The organism is Phormidium sp. CCY1219, from assembly GCF_055795085.1.
Genome location: NZ_JAYFEQ010000515.1, coordinates 1 through 12,977 on the forward strand (window position 1 = coordinate 1; position 12,977 = coordinate 12,977).

Genomic DNA, 12,977 nt, shown 5'->3' on the forward strand with positions numbered 1-12,977 from the left:
ATAAGAACCGGAAATCCCGAGTATTTGTGCTGCTTGAGTAGATCCTACTAGTATCATTGAAATGAACCATTGCGATACGGTTGTGTTTCAATATATAGCAGTGTTTGGCGAATTTGTCTAGTCCCCAAACACAAATCTTTACATTAGCAGCGCCCCCAACCTCCCATGAGTAGAATTACTCTGTCTATAGGAATTTTGACAAAGGGAGATTTTTCTCCCATTTCCTCCACTCCTAACTCATGGCAATAAAGCGCCCCCACTTTAGATGAGTAGAATTACTCTGTCTATCGGAATCTTGACAAAGGGGGACTTTTTCTCCCATTTCCCCCACTCCTACTCATGGCAATAAAAAATCAGGACACGGCAATGCCGTGTCCTAAAAACCAGAGATTTTTCCCACAATTTGTAGCCGTGTTGGTTTAAGTTTATGCAGGATAAATCTACTTAATAAGTTGGTGCTAGCAGATAAAAAATTGCCCTCTATTGACAAAATAACCTTGGAAAAGCCATTGAATTGAAATCGACTAAACCACGGCAGATTGTTTGGATTGCGAGCCTTGGGAACCGGAATTTTGAGCGTCTTTGGGTTGGGAAAGGGGCAATTTAACCGTAAAGGTGCTGCCTTCACCGGGGGTAGAGGAAAAGGTCATTTCACCGTGATGGGTTTCGGTGATAATTTTATGGGAAATGGATAATCCCAAACCCGTGCCTACACCCATCGGTTTGGTGGTAAAAAACGGTTCAAAAATGCGGGATTGGATTTCGGGGTCAATGCCCGGGCCATTGTCGGAAATGTAAATGGCGATCGCATTGTCATCCACTTTTTCCGTTTTCACGGTGATTTTATTTTTCTCACCTCTTTTTTCCGAGGAATTTTCGGCTTTTTCGAGCAGGGCATCAATCGCATTATTGAGCAGATTCATAAACACCTGATTGAGCTGATTGATGTAGCACTCCACTTTGGGAATCCCGGCAAATTCCCGCTCTACTTCAACATTTTGTTTGGTGCGGTTATTGAGTAATACCAAGGTATTTTCGAGACCTTCTTCTAAGGATGCCTCTTTCATATCTGGTTCGTCCAGACGATAGAAATGTCGCAGGGTGAGAACCAAATCGCGAATCCGTTCTGCGCCGACTTTCATCGACCCCATAATCCGAGGCAAATCTTCCAAGATGTAATCGAGTTCTACTTCCTCGATGGTATCTTCTACGGATTCCTCAGGATTGGGATAAGCATCTTGGAACGCTTCGATAACGCTACACAAGTCTTCTACATGCTCGTCCACATAGGGTAAATTGCCGTAAATGAAGTTAATGGGATTATTAATTTCGTGGGAAATCCCGGATATCATTTGACCCAGCATGGTCATTTTTTCCATTTGCACCATGTGATTTTTCAGTCGGTGCAATTCGCTTAAGCTGTCTTGCAGTTGCTCCTCTTTACTTTCGAGATTTTGGGTCAGTTCGACAACTTTTTGTTCGAGTTCTGCATTGCGCTGTTCGAGTTGTTTGACTAAATCAGACATGTTTTCCCCCTAATCTTGAATAAATTATAGCTAAATTAATGCCCGGACTCAAAAAAAAATGGTCAGGGAATGGGTAACTCTATGGACATTTTATCTGCCTCGGTGTAAGTTTATCTCGGGAGTTTAATGCCCGATCGCCTCTGAGGGAATGGGCGGTGGGTAGGGGCGCGATCGCCGCATCGAGTAGGGAAAAAGGTTTGAACCGTACCGCAAGCGGGCTTACGCCTGAACGATTTGCCGATTCTGAGTTGCGTGGCGCTGATAATATTCCGGAATTCCCCCAGAAATAACATAACAGCAGAACAGACCCGGCATATTGCCGAGTCTCTTTCCACTGTATCGAGAAATCAAAAATTTGCAACAGGCGCGGGCGCAGAGGCGATCGCGCGGACAAAGGGTCAGGAGAATCACGTCCCTGGTGAAGCATAACCGATAGGGCATCTAAATCTCAATTCTAGACGCTTCATCATTTATCCTTCCCGTCCTTGTCCTCGCATCTGAGAGCGATCGCCCAATTTTTCCCTAAATGTTCGCCTTAAACTCGACGATTCGGGGGTTCATCCAGGCGCGAATAAGATCCTTTCCCCACATTGCGAACGTTCACCACTTTACTAAGTAAATCAAACCAAAACGATGCCCCCATCGAGATGGCAATCCCACTAATCAACCACCCGACAATTCGCTTCAAATAAGGAATTCCCCATCCTTTCTGCGCGATCGCCTGCTGTCGCAAGTTCGCTTGATTCCAACCAATCGGAAGGGAAACATCTTCTAACGATTGTTTGACTTGCGTTTTCACCTGCTCTAACTCTTGCGCGGCGATGGTGGGATTTTGTCGCACCAGTGATTCGGCATTCATGGTGACAGTTCCTCGAACAATCGGGTCTTTCGACAAACTATTGATAATATGTAACGTATCGGAATTGGCAGAAATCGCCACCAAAAATCCCACTAAAATCGCCACCCCTCGGGCATTGCGCCGATAAACCCCTGAAGCGCGTTCCATCGACCCATTAAACCAGGTTTCAATTTCTTGCTGAAAGCTATTAATTTCATCCCCCACCCCATCGCTTTTACTTTGAGCGCGTTTCGCCAACACCGACAAACTTTCTTTTAGGGAATCGGGCAACAATTCTTTTGCCTTTTCCAACTCTTTAAACGTCGCTTCAATTTGCTGATAAACCGGACTATCTTTATCCTCAAATATCTTTTGCAATTCCCCATACACTTCGCGATAGCTGGAAATACTGTCCACCACATCGCTGGGGCGCGGCTTTAAGTTTTTCAGCAATACCTGTTTGCCCGCTTCTCCGTAAACCTGCTTCCGGATTCCCTGGATTCGCCTTAACAAAGATGCTGCCGAATCGGGCAGTTGACCGGCTTGCGCCAAGGCTACTTCTAACTCTTCCACAAATAAAACCAGCCGTTCTTCCATCAAGTCCACAAACATCGACAAGGTAATTTCTTCCTTGGCATACTCCAGAACCAATTGGTCTAACGCTTGTCCGCAAGCAGTCAGCTCTTCCTGGAATATTTGGTATTCATTTTCGCTTAATTTTGCACTTTTACCCAAAACAATCAGGTCTTTTAATTGCCCTTGTTTGAAATCTTCAATGCGCCCGATACTCAAAACATGGGACAATCCGCGAATTCCTAACTTATCCATCAGGGTAACGGCAAAAAAGTCCGGCGGAATGTAAGAAGGGCCGCTTTTTTCCGACCCAAAGGTGTTTTCGCTTTTGGTCAATTTTTGATAAGCGGCGAATAAGGTCTGACCGACCTGCCGAATCCCGCGCGCTAAAACCCCTTTCGCCTCTTGATTCAGGTCTTTAATCAACGGATGATTGTACAGTTCGTTCGCCAGTTGTCGCGCTTCGCGGGTTTGCTTCGATTCTTCTTTGCCCCCTAGCAGCACTTCAATCGATTTTTTTAAGTGTTCGGCTCTCCACTGCAGTACCGTGGTGATGAGTTCCTGAATTTCTGACGCCAGCAAACTCAAAATAAGATACACGAAAATTAAGCCGATCGCGATATCTAAAACAAAAGGAATGTTCATCGGGTGAAAACTCCATTAAGTGATTGGGTAGATGCGGGGAAAATATTCCCACACCACTCAAAGAATATCTCTTCCGCACCGGAAAAAGGGGGAAACGGTAGGACACTCTCTCAACAGAACACAAGCCAGCAAGGCGCGCCATTCGTCGAGGGCGAGAATTTGTCGGTGCATCGCTACGATACCCGTACGCGAACGCAACCGTGGAAAACTCAAACAAATCACTATCTGGAAGCGTCACCCTCACCAGGCGATCGCCCCTTTAATGCAAGAAACTCGCCCCTCCAGTTGGCGCTTGGATCCCAATGCAGCCGATGTGCCAATCCGGAGGGGCGATCGCCGCGAAACACCGGAAAAGCGCGAACCCAATCGGCAAAGGTTAACAATGGAATTTACGATAGTTGTCAGTAGGGAACCCTAAGCATAGAAAAAGCAGCATCTTGGTTTTCACCGCATGACCCTTGCAAACCCCATCGTTCACCCCATAGAAACCCTATAATGTATCGCGAAATTTTTACCCTGTACGAATCGAACGAGCAATCTCGTCGCACCCGCCATCGACTGGAACAAATTTGGGTGCTGATCCTGCTGTTGGCGGCGATCGCCCTTTACCAAATGAACCTCGGGGATCTGCCCTTGCGCGACTGGGATGAAGGAATTGTCGCTCAAGTGGCGCGCGAGATTTATCGCGGCGATTTCAATTGGCTTTATCCCACCCAAGGGGGCGAACCGTATTTCAATAAACCGCCCCTGATGCATTTGTCGATCGCGATCGCCTATGCGTTTGGGGGGGTGAATGAGTGGACCACGCGCTTACCGGGTGCCATGCTGACGGCGCTATCGGTTCCTTTACTCTATGGTGTGGGGCGCGAGGTTTTTCGCCTGCGCGGTCCGGCGATTTTTGCGGCCCTGATTTATCTGACCCTGTTACCGGTGGTGCGTCACGGGCGGTTGGCGATGTTGGATGGACCGCTATTGTGTTTTTTCTTGCTGACCCTGTGGTGTTTGCTGCGATCGCGCCGGGATTTGCGCTGGGCGTTGGGGGTGGGGATTGGTTTCGGATTGATGTGCTTGACCAAAGGGGTTATTGGGGTGTTGCTGGTGGCGATCGCGGCGATTTTTATCGCCTGGGATACCCCGCGCTTGCTCACCAGTTGGTATCTGTGGAATGGCTTTTTTCTCGGTAGCGCGCCGGTGGTGTTCTGGTATGTGGCGCAATGGCTGCACTATGGCGATCGCTTTGTTGCTTCCCACTTTTTCGCTCAGTCTTTCCAGCGCCTTTGGGCACCGGTGGAAAATAATTCCGGTCCGCCGTGGTATTATGTTTTAGAAGTATTAAAATATGCTTGGCCTTGGTTGCTGTTTTTGCCCCAAGGGTTGCGATCGGCTTGGGAAAATCGCACCATGAGTTGGGCGAAGTTAGTGCTGGTTTGGTCTGGGGTGTATTTTGCGGTGATTTCCCTGATGGGGACTAAATTGCCCTGGTATGTTTTGCCCCTCTATCCGGCGATCGCTCTGGCATGTGGGGCGAAATTGGCGGAAGTTTGGCAAGGGGAAAAACATTCCGACCCCTTCACTCGTTCTGCGCTTTATCCCTCCGCTTGGATCGCGATTTTGGGTCTGCTGTCCCTGGGATGCTGGCTGGCCAGTTTTTATTTTGGGCTGCTCGAACCCACCGCTGGGGTTTATCTCCCGATGATGTTAATTGCGGTGGCGCTAACGTTAAGTGTGGCGGCGTTTTTAGTCGATCGCCAAGACCGCCAATTTATTTTGATTTTGTTTTGGGGAATGTATGTTTCTGTGTGTTTGTTTGTCAGTTCCCCCCATTGGATTTGGGAACTGAATGAGGATTATCCGGTCAAACCCGTGGCGGAAATGCTGCGCCAATATACGCCAGCGGGGGCGAGGATTTACACCTCGCATCCCTATCATCGCCCGTCCCTGAATTTTTATAGCGATCGCCAAGTGATTCCCGGCGATCGCTCTCAATTGCAACAATATTGGATCGACGACCCTCAGCCCTATTTACTTTTAGAGCAATCCACGTTCAAACGGTTAGGTTTAAATGCGGTAAATACCCTGACGGAAACTGACGATTGGATACTGGTTTCGCGTCAGTAATCCTCAAACCTTATCGCCCCACAGCCTTGCGCTAGGGGGCGCTTTTTTTATATTTAATTTGCCCCGATTTATGGTTGAAGAGGCACTGATGAATCCTCTCTACGGAGAGTCTTCTGGCGACTCGATCGCCTCGTTGACTCCTTCGATAAATCCTTCTACCGGGTTGTTTTCTGGGGTCCATCCTTCTAAGGTGGCAAATGTCAGGCTCGCTACCAAAATGCCGGCTAAAATTGCCCACAGGGAAGGAGGTTTTCCCAGTCCCACATCTCGCAAAATCCGAGCGGCGGGGCGACTCTGACGCCGTAACAAACGCGCCACGGACAGTTGTTTCAAACTGAAGGGGTCTCTGACGTAATGACCGCTCCAACTGATCACTAACCGAGCTTGACAATGTGGGCATGTATAAAGTCCGCCGAACATCTCGCCCGGATGGATATGTCCGGTGCGATTGCATATGGGGCAAGTGACAGAGTTACTATCAAAAATATGAGCGTTCATGCGACTTTCCCGCTTTTCCCTAAACCGTAATTTACTTCATTTCAATTTCACAACACCAGTGGCGTCGTTGAGTTTTTTGCCTAGCTTAGCGCTGACAGTTGTCATCACTCCTGTGTATTTGCTCTAATTTTTGGATTCTCCTCGGTTTTCCCAGTGCTGGATCCGGCGGTGGAAAGCTGGGGGCTGGTGCCGATTCTTTCCCCTCGCTGCGATGCTTGACTCGGGAGGCGGAACCCATCCTCGTTTCTGCGCTAGCATGGCGCGATCGCCCTTGCGGCGCGATTCGTTCTCGATTGCGGGTGTATTTAATCACCCTAGGGGATGAGGAAGATGAAAGAACTGCCCCGCAGGGCTGGACAACATCCTATTTTCTAGTTTAGTGCTCTTTGATTCCGGGTGAAAATCCGAGTTCCCCAGACTCATTTATCGGAGAATGACAAAAACAAGGCTGCAATGCACCTTGAACTATCAGGGATCGAGAAATAAGCCGAATTTAGGCGGGTTCTAACCATTCGTTACCTTTAACGTTTCTTCATAGAAATCCGGGGCTGCGTGAGGGGAGTGACCCCCCATTGCCTCTGCGTCCTCCGATAGATCTACTGCGAAGGAAACTCCCATTCCTGCAAAATTTCTAAACCTTCGAGAGAAGTAAAATTATAGTGCAGGGGGGTTAGGGTAATGTAGTTTTTGCGAATCGCTTCTACGTCTGTAGGTATATTTGCGTTTAATTGCGGATCGAGGGTTTGTTCTACCTCCTCGAGCACTTCCCCTGCTAACCAATAATAGGTTTTACCTCGCGGATCGGTTCGCTTCTGAAAAATATCCACGTAGCGCCGCACTCCCTGACGGGTTAGGGCAACGCCGACAATCTCTTCGGTGGGAACCCCGGGAACGTTGACGTTGAACAGCATTGGCTTGGGTAAGGGATGGGCTTTCAACAGCTCTACCATCTTTACGGCAAAGTTGGCGGCAGGTTGAAAGTCTTTGATTTCATAGCTGGCAAGACTGAAAGCAAGGCTGGGAATTCCTTCGATAAACCCTTCCATTGCGGCGGAAACAGTGCCAGAATAAAGGATGTCCGTGCCTAAGTTCTGCCCTTGATTGATGCCGGCAATTACCAAGTCTGGGGGAGTGTCGAGTAATGCCCACAAGGCAAGCTTGACGCAATCAGCAGGGGTCCCGGAACAGGCCCAGGCGCGGATGCCCTCGGGAAACATGGACTCTACCACTTCGGCGCGGATGGGACTGTGCATGGTTAACCCATGTCCGGTGGCTGAACGTTCGCGATCGGGACAAACCACAAAAACTTGATGACCCGCTTTTGCTAGGGCGCTGGCTAAGCTGAGAATTCCTGGGGCATAAATGCCGTCGTCATTGCTAAGTAATAGTTTCATTAACCAATTGCAGGGGGCGAACAGCAGTGATTGTTTTCAAGGGACGATTCGGCGTACCGATCGCCGTTGGGGTGGCTCCGCCCTTGGCGGGGTTGCCTCAATGGTGCGGTGCGTTCTTTGCGAGCCTACGCGCTTTTGCATCTGCACCGCAATCCTTTCTTTCCCTTCTGCGACACCGTTTATTCAATCTTATAATCCAAGGGTTCGCAAAATTCTTCGATGCCGGTTTCGACTACAAAAATAATCACCGGGGCGACTAATTTTGGCGGACAAAGACGCGCTTCGCTTAATGCTTCCATGCCCGCATCGAATTTTCCCTGGTTTAACTGTTCTCTGACTTGTGCTTTGCACAATGCGGCGCGACAGCGCTTTGCTAGCCCTTCTAACCACCGTTCTGAGGTGTTCGGTTCTTGCCCCGCCTGAATCGCTAGCCCAATGGCCGCATCTTCCATATCTCCTTCACAATCCTCGATCGCGTCGAGGGCTTCGAGCGCTTGGGGATAATTAGCGAGTTCGGTCCGATAGTGGGCAATTTTTGCAAAGGAAAGGACGATAGTCATCGGGTTGGGTTTGCCACTCAATTTAGGATTACAACAAGCCGCCGCCTTTACCACTCTCGAGGTCGGAGATGGGCAAATTTGGCCGCGTCACCTTGGCGATCGGGCTAATTTAACCCGCGACGCGATCGCATTATAACCAAAATACTCCCTCGTTTCTCACCCGGTTCATTTTATTTTCTCTGCTTGCCTCTCCATTCTCTTCCCCTTCGGTTTCTAATCCCCTCCATTCCTCTGTGCAAAACTGCCAAAAATTACCCCCCAATTCTGCTAACAAATCATCCCACTACGCGATCGGCTCTACCCCCAACAAACCCCACCGCTTTTTTCCCCTAGCCTCAACCACCCAGCCAATTGAAAGCCTCACCCACCCGCTGCATCAAACCCAGCCTGTACGCAACGCCTAAATTGCCAAAAAAATATTAAAAACCTGCAATATATTGAAAAACCAAAATTATTGCCGATTTTGCCTCGTTCCGAGAAAGCGGGCGATGGGACTCGAACCCACGACATCAAGCTTGGGAAGCTTGCGTTCTACCACTGAACTACGCCCGCATTTTGACCTGCGCTTACCCTAGGGCAAGCGAGCCTGTTTCGAGAATAATTAATTATCATAAACCCTTTCGGCGGCGGTTGTCAAGGGGTGTTTTAAATTTTTTGGTCATTGGTCATTAGTCATTTGTCCTTTGTCCTTGGTTTGGCGACCTAGGGTAGGGTGCGTCACCCCCGCCAGCCGATCGCGCACATCGGCCAATTTTCTGCGGGGGTGACGCACCGCTTCTCATCAAACCCCATAAAAAGCCAGGGTAAGAGCATCTCAATTAGGCTTGACACAAGGAGCTCAGAATCTTTATCATGTAGTCATTGGAACTGCCCATACTTTTCGGGTTTCAACCTGATGATGCCCCTTTTCCGTCCATCATAACTTACATTAAATCCATTAAATTGGTTGGCTCTTGCGGTTTCAAAGCTGTTTTTTACTTGATGATAAAGCTGAGGGTGATTTCTCTTTAGAGTGACTACATAATTAGCCTTTTTTTGACGAATTAACCTGAGGATTTCGGGTTGAGCGCCTATCGCATCCATCGTAACCTGGCCCCAGTTATGTCAATTACTTCTAACAAAGCTGGAATGGCTGTGATTTTATTTGAATGGTCTTTAACTTTGACTTGTCCTAGCACCAGACGATTTTCACTGGCTCAGGCCGTGACTAAGTGTAGGTTTTTCAATCCCTTTTCTCTATCGTAAGAACCTCGGAGGGTTTTTCCATCAATCGGAATAGTCCTAGGAGAGCCTAAACCTAGGATGTGGTGAATAAAATCAGTTAATATTTTTTCAAACCCTTGAGGGTTGAGTCTCTCAAAAACTCTCCGAAATGTATCATCGCTTGGGATGCCATTAGGTAATTTTAAAAATTCTTTTAACCAAGTCAGCTTACTGATTCCATAATTTTCCATATCCTCCCATCCATTGCCTCCACTAATAGTAGACAAGAGAGCAATGACCAGAATATCTTTGAGTAAGTGTAGTTTGGTTCGCTCCGCTCTCGGGTCTGGTATATCATCAAAACAAGTGGACAAATTTGTTTTTAGTTCTGGGATAGTTAAAGGTTGTGGTGAAACTTGAGATTGAGCCTTTTTGTCGGGTTTTCGAGAAGCAAATCCTTTCGTCATTAACTTGTCCTCATTTTAATTTTTGAGCTTTTTAGGCATTATAGAAATGACACCGCGTCAATGGTATTTACCATATCTGCTAAGTTTTGTCTGTTACGTTTTCATCTAAATTAGATGAGCTTCCCCTGGCTTTTGCCGACAAGGTGAGATGCCCCCAATTGAATGCCAGTACCCACAATCGTTAACGAACCGCGTTGCAAAAAATACCTCCCTGACGTTTCTATTTGTTGTTTACAATACCAGCTTTTGCTGCGATTACAGTTCGGATATTCTCCAAGTGAAAGCTGCGTTATCAAGCTTTACGATAAGCGGCAAAATTTGACAGCAAACCCGCCCCCACAGAGGCGGCAAAAATAGGATGGTCGGGGTGGCTTTTTTGATGAACTTGTGCCATGAACCATCCGATCGCATAAACCCGCCCCCGCCCGATTGTGGAAGTTCGCGGGATAGGGGTTCAAAAGCGCGAGGGGGGTCTAAAAACCACTAGCGGGATGAACACAGAGTTTTGCACCCCCTGGGGATTGGGGTGTGTATCCCCAGTTACATTTTCCCCCTGAGTGGTGTGGGGGCACAGACAACGGCGGAAAATTCGGATAAACTAGCAGAGGATTATTATCAGATCGCAACTTATGTTGGGAGAATCGAACAGTCTAGACTTTGCGTTTGCGCCAGTTGTGGGAAAATTCGTCACCGAGGACACTCAAACCTGGGTAAGGGGCGATCGCGTCGCCCCGGAAGGCATCCCCTTGGCGATCGCCGCCGGGAAAGCGCTGACAGAATTTTTGCAATTCGTGCAGCTTGAATTAGAAGATGCAGACTTGGATGAAACCGAGGTGCAGCACTACGCAGAACCCCTGGAGCAGTTTTTACAACAGCCCGAGGTCAAAAACCAATTGTGGAGTGCCTTTAAAAAAGACAGCCCGCCCCTGGAAGGAAACCTCCTAGGTCAAACCTGGAGAGAACGGAAATTAACCCCCTTACCCGGGGAATTTTCCTGGTCTGATGTAGCCCGAGGATACTGGAATAAAATCAAAGCCTTTCGGGATGCCAAAGAACTGGTCGATCGCTTAGAACAGCCCGAGCGTTCCGACAGCATAACCCGCGACACCTTAAAAACACAACTATTCGGCCAACATTTTTTCCAAGAATCCTGGCGCGATTTGCTGGTAGAAATTGCCCGCCAGGTCGAGGCAGAAATCGCCGGAGAAATCATCGAACACTTAATAGAAATAGACGGAGAACCCTATAACTTTGCCAACTTATTTTTAGCTGCAGATTGCCTGTTGGGGTTAAAAAACCGCGAAGCGATCGCCACAAGTGCGGAGAAACTGCGCGATCGGCTAGAAACCCTCACCCAACACAAAGAAGTAGACGATCTGATATTAATCCGCCTAAAAGCCGTAGGCACGATCGCGCAAACCTGGAAACAAGACCCAAAAACCCAACCCTGGCTGAAACGACTATCCCAGTCAAAAGTAGCCGATACCATCCGGATGACAGCGGTGGATGAATTAGCCCAATCGTGGAAAGACGCGCCGAATATCCGAGGGTGGCTAAAAAGCCTTGCCCAACAGGAGGGGTCAGAAATCACCCGCACCAGTGCGGTGCGAGGATTAGCCACCTATTCCAAAGGCGATCCGGACACCTTACCGATGCTGAAAGCCTTAGCCCAAGGCGACCCCTATTGGCTGGTGCGCGAAACCGCCTTGCAGGAACTGGCCAAAGGCTGGAAGGACGATCCCGAGACCTTCAGCCTGCTGCAAACCCTGGCGCGATCCGATCGCGATCCAGACGTGAGAGAAGCAGCCATCGAAGCTATCGCACAACAGTGGCGCGATCGCGGCGAAAGCTTCACCATAGTGAGAACGGCTGCCGAATCCGACGAAGACCACAATGTGAGAACTGCCGCCTTACAACAACTGGCGATCGGCTGGTTCGACGACCCAGAAATCCTGGACTGGCTGAGAAATCGCGCCATTGCCGACGAGAAATGGCAAGTGAGAATCGCCGCCTTGCAACAACTGGCCACCGGCTGGTTTGACGACCCAGAAATAGTAGAGTGGATTCGCAGCCGCATCGTCTCCGACGAAGATTGGCAAGTAAGAATCGCCGCCCTCCAACTGGCCGCCGGCTGGTTTGAAGATCCGAAAACCCTGCCCGTATTGAAAACCGTCGCCGCCACCGATCGCGATCGCCACGTGCGAGAAGCCGCCGTAGAAGAACTGGCGAGAAGCTGGCAAACCGACCTGGACATCCTCCCCCTGCTGAAAGCCCGCGCCACGGAAGACCCCGATTGGCAAGTGCGCGTCGCCGCCTTGCAACAGCTCGCCTCCCGCTGGTACGACGACCCCGAGACCCTCGCCATCCTGAAAACCCGCATTACCTCCGACGAAGTATCCGATGTCCGAATTGCCGCCTTGCAAGAACTCGCCGCCGGCTGGTTTGAAGACCTCGACACCCTCGCCATTCTGAAAAATCGCGCCACTAGCGATGAAAATTGGGACGTGCGAATCACCGCCGTGCGAGAACTCGCCACCAGTTGGAAAGAAGACCCCGAGACCCTCGCCATCCTGAAAACCCGCGCCAACACCGATGACAATTGGGCCGTGCGACTGGCGGCGATGCTCGAACTGGCGAAAGGGTGGTTTTCCGACCCCGAGGCGGTGGCGATCCTCAAACGGCGCGCCGGTGAGGATGAAGATTCCTTCGTCCGCCACTCGGCGGTGCAAGAATTGGGCAAAGGAGAATTAGCCGAACCCAATCTGTTCGAATTCTTGCGCGATCGCGCCCTCCACGATCCGTTTGTCCCCCAAGAAGATGGGGCAATCAATCCCCGCCAAACCGCCCTAGAAGCGATCGCCCGCCAGTATGGCGAACGCCGGGAAACCCAATCCTTACTGCGCGATCGCAGTGCCCGCGACCCGGATCCAAAAGTGCGATCGTTTGCCCAACAGCAACAGGAAAGCTCCTCCTGAACCCGTAGGGTGGGCAACCCCTTGCCCACCCTACCCGTGACGGTGGTACTTGATACTCCCTACGGATAAATCCGAGAGATTCTTAAAGAGTCCAAAGTCGGAGTTTTAAAGGCGCTTTTCCCCACACCCCTACTGACTCCATTGAGATTGAACCCCAATTTTGCCGCTACTTTTCTCAAA

The 12,977-nt window shown here is 49.5% G+C and carries 11 protein-coding genes and 1 tRNA gene; 4 read left to right on the forward strand and 8 right to left on the reverse strand.

From position 1 onward, the window contains the following. Positions 1–524: 524 nt before the first annotated feature. The 3 genes from AC0QH1_RS13560 to AC0QH1_RS13570 all read right to left on the reverse strand — a co-directional run bounded on the left by AC0QH1_RS13560 (position 525) and on the right by AC0QH1_RS13570 (position 3,582). Positions 525–1,526, reverse strand: coding sequence for a sensor histidine kinase (locus tag AC0QH1_RS13560; RefSeq protein ID WP_324631690.1), 1,002 nt, complete (start codon positions 1,524–1,526; stop codon positions 525–527). Between the two features lie 219 nt (positions 1,527–1,745). After that, positions 1,746–1,967 carry a hypothetical protein gene (locus AC0QH1_RS13565; RefSeq protein WP_324631691.1) on the reverse strand — a complete coding sequence of 74 codons (222 nt, stop codon included), beginning with the start codon at positions 1,965–1,967 and terminating at the stop codon, positions 1,746–1,748. A 94-nt stretch (positions 1,968–2,061) separates the two neighbouring features. Further along, complete coding sequence (locus tag AC0QH1_RS13570; protein WP_324631692.1) at positions 2,062–3,582, reverse strand: hypothetical protein; 1,521 nt, start codon at positions 3,580–3,582, stop codon at positions 2,062–2,064. Positions 3,583–3,844: 262 nt separating this feature from the next. On the opposite strand from AC0QH1_RS13570, the gene AC0QH1_RS13575 reads away from it, so the two are divergent. Then, positions 3,845–4,000: a hypothetical protein gene (locus AC0QH1_RS13575; protein ID WP_324631694.1), complete on the forward strand. Its 156-nt coding sequence runs from the start codon at positions 3,845–3,847 to the stop codon at positions 3,998–4,000. A gap of 77 nt (positions 4,001–4,077) precedes the next feature. Beyond that, positions 4,078–5,700, forward strand: coding sequence for an ArnT family glycosyltransferase (locus AC0QH1_RS13580; protein ID WP_324631695.1), 1,623 nt, complete (start codon positions 4,078–4,080; stop codon positions 5,698–5,700). Positions 5,701–5,799: 99 nt separating this feature from the next. Here the strand turns inward: AC0QH1_RS13580 and AC0QH1_RS13585 are convergent, their stop codons facing one another. The 3 genes from AC0QH1_RS13585 to AC0QH1_RS13595 all read right to left on the reverse strand — a co-directional run bounded on the left by AC0QH1_RS13585 (position 5,800) and on the right by AC0QH1_RS13595 (position 8,152). After that, complete coding sequence (locus tag AC0QH1_RS13585; protein WP_324631696.1) at positions 5,800–6,033, reverse strand: hypothetical protein; 234 nt, start codon at positions 6,031–6,033, stop codon at positions 5,800–5,802. 761 nt (positions 6,034–6,794) lie between these two features. Further along, entirely contained in the window at positions 6,795–7,592 is a 798-nt protein-coding gene (surE, locus tag AC0QH1_RS13590) for a 5'/3'-nucleotidase SurE (RefSeq protein WP_324631697.1), read from the reverse strand. A gap of 179 nt (positions 7,593–7,771) precedes the next feature. After that, positions 7,772–8,152 carry a hypothetical protein gene (locus AC0QH1_RS13595; RefSeq protein ID WP_324631698.1) on the reverse strand — a complete coding sequence of 127 codons (381 nt, stop codon included), beginning with the start codon at positions 8,150–8,152 and terminating at the stop codon, positions 7,772–7,774. A 10-nt stretch (positions 8,153–8,162) separates the two neighbouring features. Here AC0QH1_RS13595 and AC0QH1_RS13600 point away from each other — a divergent pair, with 10 nt between their 5' ends. After that, positions 8,163–8,288, forward strand: a complete 126-nt coding sequence (locus AC0QH1_RS13600; protein WP_324631699.1) for a hypothetical protein — start codon at positions 8,163–8,165, stop codon at positions 8,286–8,288. Between the two features lie 344 nt (positions 8,289–8,632). Here the strand turns inward: AC0QH1_RS13600 and AC0QH1_RS13605 are convergent. After that, positions 8,633–8,704 (reverse strand) — tRNA-Gly (locus tag AC0QH1_RS13605). A 644-nt stretch (positions 8,705–9,348) separates the two neighbouring features. Further along, a complete protein-coding gene (locus AC0QH1_RS13610; protein WP_324631700.1) occupies positions 9,349–9,822 on the reverse strand; it encodes an ISAs1 family transposase in 474 nt (157 codons plus the stop codon). 629 nt (positions 9,823–10,451) lie between these two features. On the opposite strand from AC0QH1_RS13610, the gene AC0QH1_RS13615 reads away from it, so the two are divergent. Beyond that, positions 10,452–12,797 carry a HEAT repeat domain-containing protein gene (locus tag AC0QH1_RS13615; RefSeq protein WP_324631701.1) on the forward strand — a complete coding sequence of 782 codons (2,346 nt, stop codon included), beginning with the start codon at positions 10,452–10,454 and terminating at the stop codon, positions 12,795–12,797. Positions 12,798–12,977: the final 180 nt, after the last annotated feature.

What these genes read in the sequence shown, in the direction of transcription:
- surE (WP_324631697.1), bottom strand. Translation starts at nt 7,592, where the DNA reads ATGAAACTATTACTTAGCAATGACGACGGCATTTATGCCCCAGGAATT.
- AC0QH1_RS13575 (WP_324631694.1), top strand. Translation starts at nt 3,845, where the DNA reads ATGCAAGAAACTCGCCCCTCCAGTTGGCGCTTGGATCCCAATGCAGCC.
- AC0QH1_RS13560 (WP_324631690.1), bottom strand. Translation starts at nt 1,526, where the DNA reads ATGTCTGATTTAGTCAAACAACTCGAACAGCGCAATGCAGAACTCGAA.
- AC0QH1_RS13565 (WP_324631691.1), bottom strand. Translation starts at nt 1,967, where the DNA reads ATGCCCTATCGGTTATGCTTCACCAGGGACGTGATTCTCCTGACCCTT.
- AC0QH1_RS13615 (WP_324631701.1), top strand. Translation starts at nt 10,452, where the DNA reads ATGTTGGGAGAATCGAACAGTCTAGACTTTGCGTTTGCGCCAGTTGTG.
- AC0QH1_RS13580 (WP_324631695.1), top strand. Translation starts at nt 4,078, where the DNA reads ATGTATCGCGAAATTTTTACCCTGTACGAATCGAACGAGCAATCTCGT.
- AC0QH1_RS13595 (WP_324631698.1), bottom strand. Translation starts at nt 8,152, where the DNA reads ATGACTATCGTCCTTTCCTTTGCAAAAATTGCCCACTATCGGACCGAA.
- AC0QH1_RS13610 (WP_324631700.1), bottom strand. Translation starts at nt 9,822, where the DNA reads ATGACGAAAGGATTTGCTTCTCGAAAACCCGACAAAAAGGCTCAATCT.
- AC0QH1_RS13570 (WP_324631692.1), bottom strand. Translation starts at nt 3,582, where the DNA reads ATGAACATTCCTTTTGTTTTAGATATCGCGATCGGCTTAATTTTCGTG.